Here is a 17,384-nt window from a genome sequence, read left to right on the forward strand (position 1 = left end):
AAAACATGGCCGCAGGTTAGCGTAGGGAGGGGGAAATCGCACTCTTTAGCTGAGGGGCGGGACTGGTTGGCCGCAGCATCTCGGTTCGGCGGCTAATTGTCGCCCCTCACCCCGGCCCTCTCCCGAGGGAGAGGGAGCCGATCTGCGTTGCCTTCAAATCCTGAGTTCGGCTCGATAACTCAGGTCGGCGCAGATCAGTAGAGCGACTCGGTCAGTCCCCTCTCCCTCTGGGAGAGGGCTAGGGTGAGGGCCTTCTAACTGACCCGCCGCTCAATCCCATGCTTACGCAGTTTTCTGTAAAGCGTATTGCGGCTAACGCCCAGTTGCTCAGCGGTGCGAGTCATGTGCCACCGCGTTTGTTCAAGAGCTCCGAGCAAGGCTAACCGTTCGGCATCTTCCAGTGGGTGTTCGCTAGATTCGACAGGCGAAATGACTGGACGCCCCTGCCGAATCATCACCGGCAAATCCTCAATCCCGATCCGCCCCTCATCACACAGCGCCGCCAGCGTGCGCAGCACATTGCGCAACTGCCGCACATTGCCCGGCCAGTTGAACGCCAGCAAAGCCTGACGCGCCGGCTCTTCGATCAAGATCGTTTCGCCGCCCGCCTCCTCGGCCAGCAGGAAATCCAGCAACTGCGACTTGTCGCTACGTTCACGTAATGCAGGCAACGCCACTTCCAGCCCATTGAGCCGGTAATACAGATCTTCGCGAAAACTGCCCTCTGCGACCCGCTCCAGCAGATTACGGTGGGTGGCGCTGATGATCCGCACATTGACCGCCTCCGGCTCACCGCCAATCGGCACCACTTGCCGGTCTTCAAGCACCCGCAACAACCGGGTCTGCAAGGCCAGTGGCATATCGCCGATTTCATCGAGGAACAACGTGCCGCCATCGGCCTGCTGCAACTTGCCGCGCATACCGTCCTTGCGCGCGCCGGTGAAGCTGCCACCGCGATAGCCGAACAGTTCGCTTTCGATCAGGCTTTCCGGGATGGCCGCGCAGTTGAGGGCGACGAAGGCTTTGCCAGAACGCTGGCTGGCCTGGTGCACAGCCTTGGCGAAGGCCTCTTTGCCGGAGCCGGTTTCGCCGTTGATCAGCAGCGGGACATCACGTTCGAAGACGCGCAGGGCTTTACGAAAATCGGCCTGCAACGCCTCGTCACCGAGACAGATGCCGGACAGGCGCGGCGAGTCAGCCACCACCGGCGTCGGTGCCATCGGTACAGGTTTGCGCGATTCCCCGCGCAACACGGCAAACAAATGTCGGCCGTCACGGGTGCGTAGCGGCCAACTGGCGCTGGCATGGGCACTGGCGCGGCCAAGCAATTCATCCAGTGAACAATCGAAAAACGCCTCAACCGGTTTACCCAGCAAACCGCCACGAATATGCCCAAGCAAATTCAGTGCACTCTGATTGACCGCGCTGATCCGCCCTTCGCCGTCAAACGCCAGCAAGCCTTCGCTGAACAACCCGACCGATTCGGCCTGTAAATGAAAACGCAACAACCATTGGTTATCGAAACAGCGCAGGAAGTAGCAACTCTCGATCATCTTCGCCGACAGATTGACCAGTGCCATGGTGTGAAACTGGCTCTGCCGCGAGACGTCATGGCGCGCCGACGACACGTCGAGCACCGCGAGCAGTTCGCCATGCGGGTCGAACACCGGGCTCGCCGAACAGGTCAGGCCGGTGTGGCGACCGCGAAAGTGTTCATCCTGATGAATAGTCAGCGCCTGGCGCTCGACCAGGCAGGTGCCGATGCCGTTGGTGCCTTCGCAAGCCTCGCTCCAGTCCGCACCGAGCCAGAGGCCGGCGCGCTCGAAAATCTTGCGTTCGGCGGGGGCGGTGACGCAGTTGAGGATCACCCCGCGCGCGTCGGTCAGCAGCACCGCGTGGCCGGCGCCGGAGAGCTGTTGATGCAGGCTGCTCATTTCATTGCCGGCGATCTGCAACACCTGTTGCAGGCGCTCGCGGCTTTCGAGTACCCGGCCGTGTTCGAGCACGGTCGGCGCCATGGTCAGCGCGGGGTCGAGGTGATAGTCCTCAAGACAGCGCAGCCACGAACGGGCAATCGACGGATCGGCTCCGGGCCCGTGCAGGTGCGGCTTGCCCTGACTGACGGTGAGGACCTGCCGGGCATGGCGACTCAAATGGTTGTCGTGCATTTCTTATTGTTCTCCCCGAAAGGTCGACGCAAACCTCGTGCAGGAGCTGCCGCAAGCTGCGATCTTTTGATCTTTGGTTTCTGAAGATCAAGATCAAAAGATCGCAGCCTTCGGCAGCTCCTACAGGGGTTCTGTTGGCTGAGGATCCTCCAGGCAGGCCGCCATTGCAATGCTGGCAAGACTACTCGGTCACTGGCTGTGCCAGAAGCGGTACAAACTGTCACGGCACCTGTACCGAAACCGTCACAGCTCCCCCCCGCTCGTCTGACGCAAACCGTCCAAACCCTTGATTTACCTGCCCCGCACGGCAGTGGCCCAACCTTTGCTCTACGCTTATAGCAAGCGCAATTGCGCGTTTCTCTAATAAGTACAAAGCCAAGGAGAACAACATCATGCGTTACGCTCACCCCGGTACTGAAGGCGCCAAAGTCTCGTTCAAGAGCAAGTACGGTAACTACATCGGCGGCGAGTTCGTCGCGCCTGTCAAAGGTCAGTACTTCACCAATACCTCGCCAGTGAATGGTCAACCGATTGCCGAATTCCCCCGCTCCACTGCCGAAGACATCGACAAGGCACTGGACGCCGCCCACGCCGCTGCTGATGCGTGGGGTTCGACCTCCGTGCAGGCACGTTCGCTGATCCTGCTGAAAATTGCCGACCGTATCGAACAGAACCTCGAACTGCTGGCGATCACCGAAACCTGGGACAACGGCAAAGCCATCCGCGAAACCCTCAACGCCGACATCCCGCTGGCGGCCGACCATTTCCGCTACTTCGCCGGTTGCCTGCGCGCCCAGGAAGGCAGCGCTGCCGAAATCGACGGCAACACCGTGGCCTATCACATTCATGAACCGCTGGGCGTGGTCGGCCAGATCATCCCGTGGAACTTCCCGATCCTGATGGCCGCGTGGAAACTCGCGCCGGCGTTGGCCGCGGGCAACTGCGTGGTACTCAAACCCGCCGAGCAAACCCCGCTGGGCATTACCGTGTTGCTGGAACTGATCGGTGACCTGCTGCCGCCAGGCGTGCTGAACATTGTTCAGGGCTACGGCAAAGAAGCCGGCGAAGCGCTGGCCACCAGCAAACGCATCGCCAAGATCGCCTTCACCGGCTCGACCCCGGTCGGCTCGCACATCATGAAATGCGCGGCCGAGAACATCATTCCGTCCACCGTGGAACTGGGCGGCAAATCGCCGAACATCTTCTTCGAAGACATCATGCAGGCCGAGCCGACCTTTATCGAAAAAGCCGCTGAAGGTCTGGTGCTGGCGTTCTTCAACCAGGGCGAAGTCTGCACCTGCCCTTCCCGCGCACTGGTGCAGGAATCGATCTACGACGAGTTCATGGCCGTCGTCATGAAGAAAGTCCTGCAAATCAAACGTGGCGATCCGCTGGACACCGACACCATGGTCGGCGCCCAGGCGTCCGAGCAGCAATTCGACAAAATCCTTTCGTATCTGGAAATTGCCAAGGGCGAAGGCGCCGAGCTGCTGACGGGCGGCAAAGTGGAAAAACTCGAGGGCAATCTGTCGAGCGGTTATTACATTCAGCCGACCCTGCTCAAGGGCACCAACAAGATGCGCGTGTTCCAGGAAGAAATCTTCGGCCCGGTGGTGAGCATCACCACGTTCAAGGACGAAGCCGAAGCCTTGGCCATCGCCAACGACACCGAGTTCGGTCTCGGCGCCGGTCTGTGGACCCGCGACATCAACCGCGCCTACCGCATGGGCCGCGCGATCAAGGCCGGTCGCGTGTGGACCAACTGCTACCACCTGTACCCGGCGCATGCCGCGTTCGGCGGGTACAAGAAGTCCGGCGTCGGCCGTGAAACCCACAAGATGATGCTCGATCACTATCAGCAGACCAAAAACCTGCTGGTGAGCTACGACATCAATCCGTTGGGCTTCTTCTAAAAAACCGGGGCGACACAGGTGTTTCTGTGTTGCCCCATCGACCGCTATCGCGAGCAGGCTCACCCCTACAATTGCACCGCATTCCTCCTGTAGGAGTGAGCCTGCTCGCGATTGGCGTCCTTAATGACACAACCCAAAGGCCTGGCCGCTCTGGCACGGCCCTTGCGTACCCGTCATTCAGGATTCGCACCGAAACTGCCGCTGCGTGAACAGCATCCACCCACTCAACCGCTGCACCCGAAAGTCCAACAGATCGAACAATAAAAAACAGAGAGGACTTATGACTTCCACCACACAGCTCAAACCCACACTCGGCACCCTGCACCTGTGGGGCATTGCCGTCGGCCTGGTGATTTCCGGCGAATACTTCGGCTGGAGTTACGGCTGGGGTACTGCGGGCACCCTCGGTTTTCTGGTCACGGCGCTGATGGTCGCGACCATGTACACCTGCTTCATCTTCAGTTTTACCGAATTGACCACCGCCATCCCACACGCGGGCGGGCCGTTTGCCTACAGCCGCCGGGCGTTCGGCGAGAAAGGCGGATTGATCGCCGGCATCGCCACATTGATCGAGTTCGTCTTTGCGCCACCGGCGATTGCCATGGCCATTGGCGCCTACCTCAACGTGCAGTATCCGGAGCTTGATCCGAAGATCGCGGCGGTCGGCGCGTACTTTGTGTTCATGACCCTGAATATTCTCGGCGTGAGTATCGCCGCGACCTTTGAACTGGTGGTCACCGTGCTCGCCGTCGCTGAGCTGCTGGTATTCATGGGCGTAGTTGCGCCGGGCTTCAGCTTCAGCAACTTCGTGCTCAACGGCTGGTCGGGCGCCAACGAATTCACCCTCGGCTCGATTCCGGGGATCTTCGCGGCGATACCGTTTGCGATCTGGTTCTTCCTCGCCATCGAAGGTGCGGCCATGGCGGCCGAAGAGGCGAAAGACCCGAAACGCACGATTCCCAAGGCATACGTCAGCGGCATTCTGACCTTGGTATTTCTGGCGATCGGCGTGATGGTCATGGCCGGTGGCGTCGGCGACTGGCGTCAGCTGTCGAACATCAACGATCCGCTGCCACAGGCGATGAAAGCGGTGGTCGGCAACAATTCCTCGTGGATGCACATGCTGGTGTGGATCGGCCTGTTCGGCCTGGTGGCCAGTTTCCACGGGATCATTCTCGGTTACTCGCGGCAGTTCTTCGCCCTCGCCCGCGCCGGTTATCTGCCCAAGGGGCTGGCCAAACTGTCGCGTTTCCAGACTCCGCACCGGGCGATTCTGGCCGGCGGCGTGATCGGCATCGCGGCAATCTACAGCGATGGTCTGGTCAATCTGCAAGGCATGACCCTGACCGCCGCGATGATCACCATGTCGGTGTTCGGCGCCATCGTGATGTACATCATCAGCATGCTCAGCCTGTTCAAACTGCGCAAAACCGAACCGAACCTGGAACGCACCTTCCGCGCGCCGGGGTATCCGGTGGTGCCGGCGATTGCGCTGTTTCTGGCGGTGGTGTGCCTGGTGGCGATGGCGTGGTTCAACACGCTGATCGGTTGTGTGTTCCTTGGCTTTATGGCCGCCGGTTACCTGTATTTCCAGCTGACCGCCAAGCAGCGCTCCGAAGCGCCGGCAGACGCTATGCTCGAAGGGATCTAGTTGCCATATAAAAGTGCGCAGCGCCCCATATAGGCGCTGTGCTGGAACGGTGTAGGAGCTGCCGAAGGCTGCGATCTTTCAATCGTCAAAGGTCAAGATCAAAAGATCGCAGCCTTCGGCAGCTCCTACAGGGTGTATCAATTACAGGAGGACAGCATGGCCGCATTCGCCCATTCCGTCGGCGCCCAAACCTATCGCTTCGACAGCCTCAAGGACGTCATGGCCAAGGCCAGCCCGGCGCGCTCCGGGGACTTCCTCGCTGGCGTCGCAGCGCTCAACGACGGCGAGCGCGTGGCCGCGCAAATGGCCCTGGCCGACATCCCGCTCACGCATTTCCTGCAAGAAGCGTTGATTCCCTACGAATCCGATGAAGTCACCCGGCTGATCATCGACACCCACGACAAACAGGCCTTTGCCGTGGTCAGCCACCTCACCGTCGGCGGTTTTCGCGACTGGCTGCTCAGTGACGCCGCCGATGAAACCAGCCTGCGCGCCCTCGCCCCCGGCCTGACGCCGGAAATGGTCGCGGCGGTGTCGAAGATCATGCGCGTGCAGGATCTGGTGCTGGTCGCGCAGAAAATTCGCGTGGTGACGAAATTTCGCGGCACCCTCGGTCTGCGCGGACGTCTGTCGACCCGACTGCAACCCAATCACCCGACCGACGAGCCATCCGGTATTGCCGCGAGCATTCTCGACGGTCTGCTGTACGGCAACGGTGACGCCATGATCGGCATCAACCCGGCCACCGACAGCATCGCCTCGATCTGCGCGATGCTGGAAATGCTCGACGCGATCATCCAGCGCTACGACATCCCGACCCAGGCTTGCGTGCTGACCCACGTCACCACCTCTATCGAGGCGATCAACCGTGGCGTGCCGCTGGATCTGGTGTTCCAGTCGATCGCCGGCACCGAAGCGGCCAACGCCAGTTTCGGCATCAACCTGAATGTCTTGCAGGAAGGCTACGACGCCGGCCTGAGCCTGAATCGCGGCACACTCGGGCAGAACCTGATGTATTTCGAAACCGGTCAGGGCAGCGCTCTGTCGGCCAACGCCCATCACGGCGTCGATCAGCAAACCTGCGAAACCCGGGCCTATGCCGTAGCACGACATTTCAAACCGTTTCTGGTGAACACCGTCGTAGGATTTATCGGCCCGGAGTACCTGTACAACGGCAAACAGATCATCCGCGCCGGCCTCGAAGACCATTTCTGCGGCAAGCTGCTCGGCGTGCCGATGGGCTGCGACATCTGCTACACCAACCACGCCGAAGCCGATCAGGACGACATGGACACCCTGCTGACCCTCTTGGGTGTCGCCGGGATCAATTTCATCATGGGCATCCCCGGCTCCGACGACATCATGCTCAACTACCAGACCACGTCGTTCCATGACGCGCTCTACGCCCGGCAGACCCTGGGCCTGAAACCGGCGCCCGAGTTCGAGCAGTGGCTGGCAAACATGGGCATCTTCACCCAAGCGGACGGCAAGGTTCGCTTCGGTAACAACTTGCCGCCGGCCTTCCGCCAGGCGCTGGCGCAACTGGGATGAGTCACATGGAAAAACCGCCCGTCGACCCGCAAACCCCCTGGCTGGAACTGCGTCGCCTGACCCCGGCGCGTATTGCTCTGGGCCGAACCGGCACCAGCCTGCCAACCCGTGCACAACTGGACTTCCAGTTTGCCCACGCCCAGGCGCGCGATGCCGTGCATCTGCCCTTCGATCACGCCGGCCTCAGCACGCAATTGGAGGAGCGCGGGCGCGAAAGCCTGTTGCTGCACAGCGCCGCAGTGGATCGCAACAGCTACCTGCAACGCCCGGATCTGGGGCGCAAGCTGAGCGATGACTCGGCCCGGCGCTTGCGCGAGTACGCCGCGGCGCATCCGGGCGGTGTCGATCTGGCAATTGTGGTGGCTGACGGCTTGTCGGCGCTGGCGGTGCATCGGCATACCTTGCCGTTTCTCACACGACTGGAAGAACAAATGAGCGCCGACGGCTGGTCGATGGCGCCCGTTGTCCTGGTGGAACAGGGCCGCGTTGCCGTCGGTGATGAGATCGGCCAACTGCTCGGCGCAAAAATGCTGGTGATGCTGATCGGCGAACGCCCAGGCCTCAGTTCGCCAGACAGCCTCGGTTTATATTTCACCTACAATCCAAAGATCGGCCTGACCGACGCCTACCGCAATTGCATTTCCAATGTGCGGCTCGAAGGCTTGAGCTACGGCATGGCGGCGCATCGCTTGCTGTACTTGATGCGAGAAGCTTGTCGCAGACAGCTGTCGGGCGTGAATCTGAAGGACGAAGCACAGATTCAGACGCTGGAGTCGGACGCCGGTGCGGACATGAAAGGAAACTTCCTACTCAGCCCGCCCCCTGCCTGAACCGTTTCCGCATTGCGTTTCTGCGCAGGTTTCAGGCAGGATCGATGCACGGCCGCACGGGTTTCCCATCGCCGTCAGAGCAGTTGAAGACAGCCACTTGAAGACGAGACCTATCATGCGGATTATTCAAGCGACCCTCGAACATCTGGATTTGTTGACTCCGTTGTTCGTCAAATATCGCGAGTTCTACGGTTCCCTGCCTTACCCGGATTCCTCCCGCGCCTTCCTCGAAAAACGCCTGCGCCGCAAGGAATCGGTGATCTATCTGGCGCTGGCCGATGATGACGACAAGAAGCTGATGGGGTTCTGTCAGCTATACCCAAGCTTTTCTTCGTTGTCACTCAAACGCGTGTGGATCCTCAATGATATCTATGTCGCCGAAGATGCCCGCCGCCAACTGGTCGCCGACAACCTGATCCGCACCGCAAAAAAAATGGCCAAGGAAACCCAGGCCGTGCGCATGCGCGTATCCACCAGCAGCAATAATGAAGTCGCGCAGAAAACCTACGAATCCATCGGATTCAAGGAAGACACTGAATTCAAGAACTACGTATTGCCGATCAGCGAAGAGCTCTGAAAATCAAAAGATCGCAGCCTGCGGCAGCTCCTACAGGGCAACGCATTCCAAATGTAGGAGCTGCCGAAGGCTGCGATCTTTTTGCTTTTGCCTGACGCTCGACCGAGTGTTACCGCCCTCATCAAGCTCGACGCCCGCCTGACAAATATTCACACCCCGACATCCCCCGCTACAAAACCAACGCGCTTTTCATCTTTCCGACCGTATAATCCCGATCTTTCCGGCTTGTAAGAAAAACTACACCCCGCTGTAGGCTTACACGAAGTCATCCGCACAGGCCTGCCGAGTCGGGCCGCCATACAGGTGCCCCCATGGATTTCAACCCGCTCGACCTTATCCTGCATCTCGACGTGTACCTCGATTTGCTGGTGAACAACTATGGTCCATGGATCTACGCCATTCTGTTTCTGGTGATTTTCTGTGAAACCGGTCTGGTGGTGATGCCATTCCTGCCGGGTGATTCGCTGTTGTTCATTGCGGGTGCCGTTGCCGCTGGCGGTGGAATGGATCCGGTACTCTTGGGCGGCCTGCTGATGCTCGCGGCCATACTGGGCGACAGCACCAACTACGTGATCGGACGAACGGCCGGGGAGAAGCTGTTCAGCAACCCGAACTCGAAAATCTTCCGTCGCGACTACCTGCAGAAAACCCACGACTTCTATGACAAGCATGGCGGCAAGACCGTAACGCTGGCGCGCTTCCTGCCGATCATCCGAACCTTTGCACCATTCGTCGCCGGTGTGGCGAAGATGCCGTACGCGCGCTTCTTCGGTTTCAGCGTGTTGGGCACCATCCTCTGGGTCGGCGGTCTGGTGACGCTGGGCTACTTCTTCGGCAACGTACCGTTCATCAAGAAAAACCTGTCCTTACTGGTGGTGGCGATCATTCTGCTGTCGCTGGTGCCAATGATCCTCGGCGTGGTTCGCAGCCGTTTCGGCGGCACCAAAGCGCAATCGCACTAAGCCGATGTGGTCGCTGCGCGCCTGGCGACGCCGGCGCCTTCTGGCGAAGCACCCGATTGCCGACGACATGTGGCAACGGGTGCGCCATCACCTGAGCTTTCTGGATGGCATCAGCGCTGCCGAAGATCAGTGGTTGCGCGAAGCCTGCGTGCTGTTCCTCGAAGACAAACACCTGAGCGCCCTGCCCGGCGTCGAACTGCATCAGGAACAACGCCTCCTGCTCGCCGCCCAGGCGCAATTACCCCTGCTCAATCTGGGCGACCTGAACTGGTATCAGGGTTTTCACGAGATTGTTCTGTATCCCGACGACTTCCTCAGCCCGCAACGTCATCGCGATGCCAGCGGTGTCGAGCATGAGTGGGACGGTGAACACAGCGGCGAAGCCTGGCAACAGGGGCCGATCATCCTCGCCTGGCCGGGCGTGATGGCCAGTGGCGGCTGGGAAGGCTATAACCTGGTCATCCACGAACTGGCGCATAAACTCGACATGCTCAACGGCGACGCCAACGGCCTGCCGCCACTGCACGCCGACATGCGCGTCAGCGACTGGGCCGAGGTGATGCAACACGCCTACGACGACCTCAACCGCCAGCTCGATCGCAACCCTGACGCCGAAACCGCCATCGACCCCTACGCCGCCGAGAACCCGGCCGAGTTCTTCGCCGTCACCAGCGAGTACTTTTTCAGCGCCCCGGATCTGTTGCACGAGGCTTATCCACAGGTGTATGCGCAGTTGCGGCTTTTCTACCGCCAGGACCCGTTGAGCCGGTTGCGGCAACTTCAGGCCACAGACCCGGTCTATCAGGCGCACGACTAAGGTCTGCACGACTTTCGGTACATGGCGTCGACGGCAGAATATGCCTATAATCGCCGCCACTTTTTGGTCAATCCGGCCAAGTGTTTTTGGTCAACTACGGGGGCAACGCCCAATGAGCTACAGCAAGATTCCGGCTGGCAAAGACCTGCCGAACGACATCTACGTCGCGATCGAGATCCCGGCCAACCACGCGCCGATCAAATACGAAATCGACAAAGACAGCGATTGCCTGTTCGTTGACCGTTTCATGGCCACCCCAATGTTCTACCCGGCCAACTACGGTTACATCCCGAACACCCTGGCTGACGACGGTGATCCCCTCGACGTACTGGTTGTGACCCCTTACCCGGTTGCTCCAGGCTCGGTAATCCGCGCGCGTCCAGTCGGCATCCTGAACATGACCGACGACGGCGGCGGCGATGCCAAAGTCATCGCAGTCCCACACGACAAGCTGTCCCAGCTGTACGTCGACGTGAAGGAATACACCGACCTGCCGCCACTGCTGATCCAACAGATCGAGCACTTCTTCGCGAACTACAAGGATCTCGAAAAAGGCAAATGGGTCAAGATTGAAGGCTGGGCCGGTGCAGACGCCGCCCGCGAAGCGATCACCAAGTCGGTTGCCGCCTACAAAGGCTAAGCACCAGCGCTACGCGTGAAGCTTGAAGAAAACCCCGGTTGATCCGGGGTTTTTTGTGCTCGGGAAAAGCCGTCTTAAACAGAGTGTTTATGGCGGACTACAGAAAAGTTTTAGCCTGTGTAATTTCCCACAAGATCGTCTTACATCCCGTCGCAAAATTCAGCCCGTTTTTGAACGTCCGGTTTATTCAAACCGCTCTGGCACGGCCGTAGACTCCGTGTTTATGAGAAAGAACACTAGCGGTCCAAGATTCAAGGCACTCCTGGAAGCTGCGAACATCTCGACGACGGGTTTCGCAAAGTTCTGGGGCACGGAAGCCCAAAATGTCCACAACTGGTACACCCGGGGCGTCCCGGCGTATCGCATGGAAGAAGTCTCACGCCTGCTGTCCGTCAACAGCGAATGGCTGAAAACCGGCGAAGGCGCAAAAGAGCTGCCGAGCCTCGCTCCGCCTGCCAGCAACGGCGACAGCTTCGACGCCCACGATCCTCAGGGCGCCTACCGATTTATCCATCCCAACGACATCGAACTGGCCTTCTTCAAAGAAACACCCCTGACCAACGGCTCCGACAAAACCCACGTCATCCAGGACCCGGACCTGTCCATCCGCCTGCTGCGCGCACCACTGGATCAACTGGAAATCCGCCACGCCGACGCCATCTGCGCGCACATGATCGGCAACAGCATGGCCGAACGCATCGAAGACGGCTCCATCGTCGCCATCGACCGCAGCCTGACCCAAGTGGTAGACGGCGAGATCTACGCCATCGAACACGACGGCATGCTGCGCATCAAATACCTGCACCGCATGCCCGGCAACGGCCTGCGCCTGCGCAGCCACAACAGCGCCGAATACCCGGACGAAGTGTTCCGCCCGGCGCAGATCGAAGAGCAACGGATTCACATATTGGGCTGGGTGTTCTGGTGGTCGACAGTGAGCAAGCGGCGGCCGGTGGTGCCGTTTCTATGATCTAACGGCCCACAAAGCCCCCTGTAGGCGTGCGCCTGCTCGCGATGAGGCCCTGATAATCGGTACAAATCTCGAATTTGTTCGACTGCGGTCGCTCTAAACCGCACTTCAGGCTGGGAATCCCAAGCAAAACTCAGTATCCTGCGCCCCACATTTGCGCATCGACCCGCCCCGCGGCTCAGAGAGCGCCCGACGCGGCAGACCAACGTCTGACCAAGTCCCACAGCCGGACGCAGATCCGGATGTACGTTTTGAAGGCTGGCGCGGTTTACCAAAAATAAACCAAGCCAGTCCCCGAGAAGCCGGCCACAAGCCGGCTTTTTAATGTCTGCAAAAAAGCACAGTTACCTTGGTGAGCCCGACTCAACACTTGCCAATCCCAACCCCCTCAGTGCTAAATCCCGCCCAACAACCACCCCCTCTGTTTTTACCCGCATTCCCGCCGCCGGCCGGACTCCGGTATTGAGCCTCACGGGAATCCATGGAATGGCCCTGCATATCCCGACCCTGCTGGTCGTTTCAGTCTTCGTCTTTTTTCTGATGGGGCTTTTGACGCTGCACGCCTGGTATCGCGAAACCCGCGAGTCGCCACTGGCGTACCTCGGCAGCATGATGCTGCTTGGCGCCATCGGCGTGGTATTGGTCAGTTGGCGTGATCGAGGCGTCGACTTCATTCCCATTGTGTTCGGCAATGTTGTTCTATTGCTGAGTGCAGCGATGAACTGGACGGCCATGCGTACGCTGGTCGGGCGCAAGCCTTCGGTGTCCGGCATTCTGGCGGGGGCGTTCGCCTGGCTGACCTTGTGCCTGATTCCCGCCTTTTACGAGTCGATGCCGAATCGGGTTCTGGTCTACTCCTTGCTGGCATTCAGTTACGGCGTGCTGACAACGCTGGAGCTCTGGCGCAGCCGCCACACTCTGGACGTCGCGTTTATGCCGGCGCTGGTGCTGACCGTTTTGCACACGGTGTTCTACGCCGTTCGCAGTGCGACCGATGAAGGGCTGCCGGTGACAAAGGCGCTGCTGGGCAGTGGCGAAGGCGTGCCGTTTTTCTCGTTCATGCTGTTCGAGTCGATGCTGTATGTGATCGGCATCGCCTACATCACGCTGGCGATGGTCAAGGAGCGTGCAGAACTCAAGCTCAAAGCGGCGGCGTTCAGCGATCCGCTGACTGGCATTGGCAATCGTCGCGCGTTCATGATTAACGCCGGGCAGTTGCTTGCCGAAAGTCAGCAACACGGCGAACCGGCAGCGTTGTTGCTTTGCGATCTGGATAACTTCAAGCGCCTGAATGACACTTATGGCCATCCCGTTGGGGATCAGGCGTTGATTGCGTTCGGCCGGATCATGCTCGAGAGCCTGCGCAAGGAGGATGTTTGCGGGCGGATCGGCGGTGAGGAGTTTGCTTGCCTGCTTAACGATTGCGATGAGCAGACCGCACTGGAAATTGCCGAACGGATCCGTCGTTCCTTCTCGCAACTGTCGATTCTTGAGCCTGGATTACTCAGCGTCAGTATCGGCGTGGTGACCACCCGCGAATCCGGTCATGACCTGTCACGCCTGCTCTCGGAAGCTGATCAGGCGCTGTACGGCGCCAAGAATCAGGGGCGCAACCGCGTGCAGACGTTGCGTTCGTTGTACCTGAGCCTTACCGATCATTAAAGCTCAACAAACGACCATTCCAATAAGCCATTAGCACATCCGCCCTAATTGCCCCAGTCGGCACCCACCACTAAATTTCCATTCTGTTTTTGTGCATCACAAAAGCGCCAAGGAATGGAGCAGCACCATGTCATCGTTTTTCAAACTGAGTAAATCCCTCGCTTTACTGACCGCACTATCGTCTGCCACTGCAGCGTTAGCGGAAGAGCCGAACCCCATCGGCGACTGGTGGATCATTTATGGCAACGGCGTCCCGCACAAAAACATCATGTATGTCGCCGACAAAACTTCTGTGGTGCCGTCGACACTTACCAAGGGCGCGCAGATGTTGGCGGTGACGCTGGTGTATGAAGAGCCGGGCAAGCCGATGATTGATGCCTACAACCTGGAAGTTCAGTGCAAGACCAACAAGGTGCGGTTTGTTAATGGCCAGTCGGTGGATCGAATTGCCTACATGCTGCGTCACCTGAAAGTGAACCAGCAATGGCAGCAGCCGAAGGAGTTCTGGGTACAGCGCGCCCTCGCATTCGTTTGCACCCCAGAGAAAAAAGACATGATTGCCGTGGGCAAAATGGAGCATTTGCAGATGATCCAGGGCATGCAGCAAATGTTCTTCAAACTGGCACCGATTCAAGAGAAAGGCCAAATGATGGACAACCTCGACTCGATACTGGGCAACAAGTAACAGCCTGACTGTTTAACTCTCCAGCGCGCTATTTCGTCGCGCACATGACATCGGGAGTCATGATGAATCAATGGACTAAAACGTTACTGACGCTGCTGCTAACAGCCACAGTATCAATGGTGAATGGCTGCCACCTGATTGCGCAGTCGCGCTGGGAAGGACGGGATGTTCAGGAAGCACTCGATTTGTTCGGCAAACCCGACTCAATGAAAAAACAAACCACTGCCAGCGGGGAGAATCTCGCCGTTCTCACGTGGTACAAGTCCTCCAGTTGGACTACCACTGAAGCGGCCGGTACTTCCATGAATCACACCGGCAACGGCATGGTGTACACCGAGTACTACGATACGGTCGGGCATAGCTCTGACTGCAAAGTGGAAGCCACCGTCAATAAAGCCAAAAAGATCGTGCTGTTCAGGATCGAGGACGGCAAGATCATTCACGGCAAGTGCATCAACGTTCCATTCGTACCCGGTTACATTCCGCCCGGATTCTAGTGCTGTCCCTGAGCCAGTACCTGCTCAGGGATAACTGAACGACTTCACCAACGTCAGCTCACCCACCGCACGCATCGGGATCAGAAACGTCTCCATCTTCTCGCTGGGTGTGCCTTCTTCGGTAATCACCGTCACCTGCGCCGTGGTCAGCGGCTGCATCGCCTCATCGCCGCCATCCTCATCCCCGCGATACCCACCGCCGTAGTAATTCACATACACCAGATACTGGCCCTTGATCGGCGCCGGCATGGCGAAGATTTCCGGGCCGTAGCCGGTGGTGACGTCGACGTCGAGCGCGGCGCCGTTGGCAGCGGTGCGGTTGCCGTACCAGATATGCGCGCCGTCGGGGGTGACGAGGTGCAGGTCGAGGTCGGTGCCGTCACTGTCCCACGCCAGCAGTACGCGCAGTTTGGCCGGGGTGGCGCCGCCGCTGCTGTTGAGGAACTGTGTGCGGTGGCGTTGCTGGCCGTCGGGGCTGCGCACTTCGACGCTGTTGCTGCCGTTGGGGAAGGAAAACGGGCGATCGAAGTGGCCGCTGTCGTCGATTTTCAACGGCATGCTGACGCCGTTGACGATCAGACGGCCGGGTTCGTTGTCCTTCCGCGCAGCTTTGATCTCGCCGCTGATGCGTGCGGTATTGGCCTGGCCGACCGGGGTGTTGACCGACGAGGCCGGGTAGTTGACGGTCTGGCGGAAGCTTTCGCCCTCGCCTTCCGGTGCGCCGCTACGCCAGCCGCCAACCGGGGTGTCGAGTTTGACGCTGTCGGCGGCGATGGCCGGCGCTAGCGCGGTCAACGTGCAAAGCAGCAGCAAGACCTGTGGATAACGGAGTGTCATGGTCTATTCCAGCAAAAGGTGACGGGCGAGCCCTTCGATGTAGGTTTCATCCTGGCCGTTGGGGTGTGCGGCAAAGGCCAGGTGCAGATATTCGTGGGTCAGGTCGAGGCGATCCTGCAGGGTCAGTACGCCGCGTACATAGATGCGCTGGCGCTCACGGTCGACGAAGGGACGGCCGAACGCCAGTTTGCACACGGCGAAGGTGCTGACTTCGTTGTAGCCGGTTTCGCTTTCCAGTGTCGGGCGCCAGCCGCGTCGCTGTTTCTGCAGCCAGTCTTGCGCGGCGGGCAATGTTTCGCAGGAGGCGACCGGGTTGTCCCAACGACTGAGGCTGGCGCGCGGATAGGCGTGCAGCAGAATCGCGTCGTAACGTTGACCGGCATTGGCTTGCTCGACGGCTTGTTGCCAGGCGAGTTTGTCCGGGCCGGGCTGATCGGAGTGATAGGTGACGGTGCTGCCGGCCAATACCAGGTCTGCCGTCCATGCAGCGATACTGCGTGATTCGCTGGAGGCCGGACGCGGGGCGACGCGTTGGCGATTGCTGCTGTCGTCGATACTCAGGCAGTCGCCGTTGCGCGTGGCGTTTTGCAGCAGATACGTGCGAATCGCCACGGCCAACGCCTTGGCTGCTTCGCCAGGTTCGGGTTTGGCTTCACGGTCCAGTACTCTCGCGACGTACTCTTCGCGATCAAGCCTTGCGACGAGTTTGTCGTTGAGCAGAAACAGTTCGCCGTCACTGTGGATATCCAGCGCATTGCCGTTGGCGAATTCGACGCGGTAGTCGCCAAGCAATGGGCCGGAAGTCATGACCCGCTCACCGCTCAAAACCCGTGAAACCGGATAGCGCGAGAACAACCCGACTTCAACGCAACGCCCCGCTTCCGCCGGCCATGCTGCTGGCAACACCGTCGCCAGTGCCTGGCCGTAATGCCGCAAAACCATCTGGCTGGTGCCACGGCCCCCTGCCCAGACCGGCGAACCATCAGCCGTCCAGCCAGCGAATCCACCCTGTCGCGATTGCGGATCCTGATCGCCGAGCCAGCTCCAGGTTTTCACCCGCAGACGCCCGCCCAGTTCACCGACGACATTGCCGTCCGCCGCGTTCAGCACCACGTCGAGCAGTACTCGACGCGCCTGATCCTGCGCCGGTAACGAGGCCAGGACCTTCAGCAACTCAACCACGGAAACCCGTTGGGCCGGTTGCAGCGACGGTAAATCCAGCAACCACGACGGCGCTTGCCGCGCCTGCCAATAGCTTCTCCAATCAGCCGCCGCAATGCCCAATCGCGCAGGTTCGAAAAACAACCCGCAGGATTTCACCAGCGCCTGATCACGCTCGATCTTGCCGCCCGCCGCGCAGCAATAAACCTCGTCCTTCGATTGCCCGCGACATTCATACGCCGGTTCCCGCGCACCGGTGTCCACCAGCCACGCATAGACAAACAACTTCCACAGACTGCCCAGTGGCGTATCCAGTGATGATGGCAACGGTTCACGGGCGATCAGTTGCATCTGACTCAACGACAGCAACTCGCCCTTGTACGCCACGCGCAACGGCTCATCCTGCGCCGTCGCCAGCGCAGGGATCACACACATCAGCAGCCACAGCAGCGGCCGGGTCATG

General features: G+C 59.7%; 16 protein-coding genes. 13 read left to right on the forward strand and 3 right to left on the reverse strand.

The window, feature by feature from the left end; translation table 11 throughout:
* Nucleotides 1-254: 254 nt before the first annotated feature.
* On the reverse strand, nt 255-2,168 hold the full coding sequence (locus tag P3G59_RS25570; protein ID WP_277759450.1) for a sigma-54-dependent Fis family transcriptional regulator: 1,914 nt from the start codon (nt 2,166-2,168) through the stop codon (nt 255-257).
* 392 nt (nt 2,169-2,560) lie between these two features.
* Here P3G59_RS25570 and P3G59_RS25575 point away from each other — a divergent pair, with 392 nt between their 5' ends.
* The 13 genes from P3G59_RS25575 (at nt 2,561) to P3G59_RS25635 (ending at nt 14,923) form a co-directional block, all read left to right on the forward strand.
* Nucleotides 2,561-4,081: an aldehyde dehydrogenase family protein gene (locus tag P3G59_RS25575; protein WP_277759451.1), complete on the forward strand. Its 1,521-nt coding sequence runs from the start codon at nt 2,561-2,563 to the stop codon at nt 4,079-4,081.
* A gap of 123 nt (nt 4,082-4,204) precedes the next feature.
* Nucleotides 4,205-4,345, forward strand: a complete 141-nt coding sequence (locus tag P3G59_RS25580) for a hypothetical protein (protein ID WP_277759452.1) — start codon at nt 4,205-4,207, stop codon at nt 4,343-4,345.
* Nucleotides 4,346-4,361: 16 nt separating this feature from the next.
* Nucleotides 4,362-5,732, forward strand: a complete 1,371-nt coding sequence (gene eat / locus P3G59_RS25585) for an ethanolamine permease (protein WP_277759453.1) — start codon at nt 4,362-4,364, stop codon at nt 5,730-5,732.
* A 156-nt stretch (nt 5,733-5,888) separates the two neighbouring features.
* Nucleotides 5,889-7,283 (forward strand): ethanolamine ammonia-lyase subunit EutB, encoded by a 1,395-nt coding sequence (locus P3G59_RS25590; RefSeq protein ID WP_108226263.1) that lies wholly within the window; start codon nt 5,889-5,891, stop codon nt 7,281-7,283.
* Nucleotides 7,284-7,288: 5 nt separating this feature from the next.
* A complete protein-coding gene (gene eutC / locus P3G59_RS25595; RefSeq protein WP_277759454.1) occupies nt 7,289-8,113 on the forward strand; it encodes an ethanolamine ammonia-lyase subunit EutC in 825 nt (274 codons plus the stop codon).
* A 115-nt stretch (nt 8,114-8,228) separates the two neighbouring features.
* Nucleotides 8,229-8,690, forward strand: coding sequence for a GNAT family N-acetyltransferase (locus P3G59_RS25600; protein WP_007910890.1), 462 nt, complete (start codon nt 8,229-8,231; stop codon nt 8,688-8,690).
* Between the two features lie 311 nt (nt 8,691-9,001).
* Entirely contained in the window at nt 9,002-9,652 is a 651-nt protein-coding gene (locus P3G59_RS25605) for a DedA family protein (protein WP_034153744.1), read from the forward strand.
* A 4-nt stretch (nt 9,653-9,656) separates the two neighbouring features.
* Nucleotides 9,657-10,469: a zinc-dependent peptidase gene (locus tag P3G59_RS25610; RefSeq protein ID WP_277759455.1), complete on the forward strand. Its 813-nt coding sequence runs from the start codon at nt 9,657-9,659 to the stop codon at nt 10,467-10,469.
* 112 nt (nt 10,470-10,581) lie between these two features.
* Nucleotides 10,582-11,109, forward strand: coding sequence for an inorganic diphosphatase (gene ppa / locus P3G59_RS25615; RefSeq protein WP_003205933.1), 528 nt, complete (start codon nt 10,582-10,584; stop codon nt 11,107-11,109).
* A 223-nt stretch (nt 11,110-11,332) separates the two neighbouring features.
* Nucleotides 11,333-12,079, forward strand: a complete 747-nt coding sequence (locus P3G59_RS25620; protein ID WP_277759456.1) for a helix-turn-helix transcriptional regulator — start codon at nt 11,333-11,335, stop codon at nt 12,077-12,079.
* A 486-nt stretch (nt 12,080-12,565) separates the two neighbouring features.
* On the forward strand, nt 12,566-13,741 hold the full coding sequence (locus tag P3G59_RS25625; RefSeq protein WP_277759457.1) for a diguanylate cyclase: 1,176 nt from the start codon (nt 12,566-12,568) through the stop codon (nt 13,739-13,741).
* 127 nt (nt 13,742-13,868) lie between these two features.
* A complete protein-coding gene (locus P3G59_RS25630; protein ID WP_277759458.1) occupies nt 13,869-14,426 on the forward strand; it encodes a hypothetical protein in 558 nt (185 codons plus the stop codon).
* A gap of 62 nt (nt 14,427-14,488) precedes the next feature.
* Nucleotides 14,489-14,923, forward strand: coding sequence for a hypothetical protein (locus tag P3G59_RS25635; protein WP_277759459.1), 435 nt, complete (start codon nt 14,489-14,491; stop codon nt 14,921-14,923).
* Nucleotides 14,924-14,947: 24 nt separating this feature from the next.
* Here the strand turns inward: P3G59_RS25635 and P3G59_RS25640 are convergent, their stop codons facing one another.
* Together P3G59_RS25640 and P3G59_RS25645 are read right to left on the reverse strand one after the other, a co-directional pair.
* The gene (locus P3G59_RS25640) at nt 14,948-15,760 is read right to left on the reverse strand and encodes a DUF2135 domain-containing protein (RefSeq protein WP_277759460.1); all 813 of its coding nucleotides are present in this window, start codon (nt 15,758-15,760) and stop codon (nt 14,948-14,950) included.
* 3 nt (nt 15,761-15,763) lie between these two features.
* Entirely contained in the window at nt 15,764-17,383 is a 1,620-nt protein-coding gene (locus P3G59_RS25645; RefSeq protein WP_277759461.1) for a DUF2300 domain-containing protein, read from the reverse strand.
* Between the last annotated feature and the right edge of the window lies 1 nt (nt 17,384).

The sequence above is a fragment of the Pseudomonas sp. A34-9 genome, assembly GCF_029543085.1.
Lineage (GTDB): Bacteria > Pseudomonadota > Gammaproteobacteria > Pseudomonadales > Pseudomonadaceae > Aquipseudomonas.

Coding starts and splice junctions, on each gene's coding strand:
- P3G59_RS25590 (WP_108226263.1), top strand. CDS start 5,889: ATGGCCGCATTCGCCCATTCCGTCGGCGCCCAAACCTATCGCTTCGAC.
- ppa (WP_003205933.1), top strand. CDS start 10,582: ATGAGCTACAGCAAGATTCCGGCTGGCAAAGACCTGCCGAACGACATC.
- P3G59_RS25625 (WP_277759457.1), top strand. CDS start 12,566: ATGGCCCTGCATATCCCGACCCTGCTGGTCGTTTCAGTCTTCGTCTTT.
- P3G59_RS25610 (WP_277759455.1), top strand. CDS start 9,657: ATGTGGTCGCTGCGCGCCTGGCGACGCCGGCGCCTTCTGGCGAAGCAC.
- P3G59_RS25600 (WP_007910890.1), top strand. CDS start 8,229: ATGCGGATTATTCAAGCGACCCTCGAACATCTGGATTTGTTGACTCCG.
- P3G59_RS25630 (WP_277759458.1), top strand. CDS start 13,869: ATGTCATCGTTTTTCAAACTGAGTAAATCCCTCGCTTTACTGACCGCA.
- P3G59_RS25645 (WP_277759461.1), bottom strand. CDS start 17,383: ATGACCCGGCCGCTGCTGTGGCTGCTGATGTGTGTGATCCCTGCGCTG.
- P3G59_RS25640 (WP_277759460.1), bottom strand. CDS start 15,760: ATGACACTCCGTTATCCACAGGTCTTGCTGCTGCTTTGCACGTTGACC.
- P3G59_RS25575 (WP_277759451.1), top strand. CDS start 2,561: ATGCGTTACGCTCACCCCGGTACTGAAGGCGCCAAAGTCTCGTTCAAG.
- P3G59_RS25605 (WP_034153744.1), top strand. CDS start 9,002: ATGGATTTCAACCCGCTCGACCTTATCCTGCATCTCGACGTGTACCTC.
- P3G59_RS25570 (WP_277759450.1), bottom strand. CDS start 2,168: ATGCACGACAACCATTTGAGTCGCCATGCCCGGCAGGTCCTCACCGTC.
- P3G59_RS25620 (WP_277759456.1), top strand. CDS start 11,333: ATGAGAAAGAACACTAGCGGTCCAAGATTCAAGGCACTCCTGGAAGCT.
- P3G59_RS25580 (WP_277759452.1), top strand. CDS start 4,205: ATGACACAACCCAAAGGCCTGGCCGCTCTGGCACGGCCCTTGCGTACC.
- P3G59_RS25635 (WP_277759459.1), top strand. CDS start 14,489: ATGAATCAATGGACTAAAACGTTACTGACGCTGCTGCTAACAGCCACA.
- eat (WP_277759453.1), top strand. CDS start 4,362: ATGACTTCCACCACACAGCTCAAACCCACACTCGGCACCCTGCACCTG.
- eutC (WP_277759454.1), top strand. CDS start 7,289: ATGGAAAAACCGCCCGTCGACCCGCAAACCCCCTGGCTGGAACTGCGT.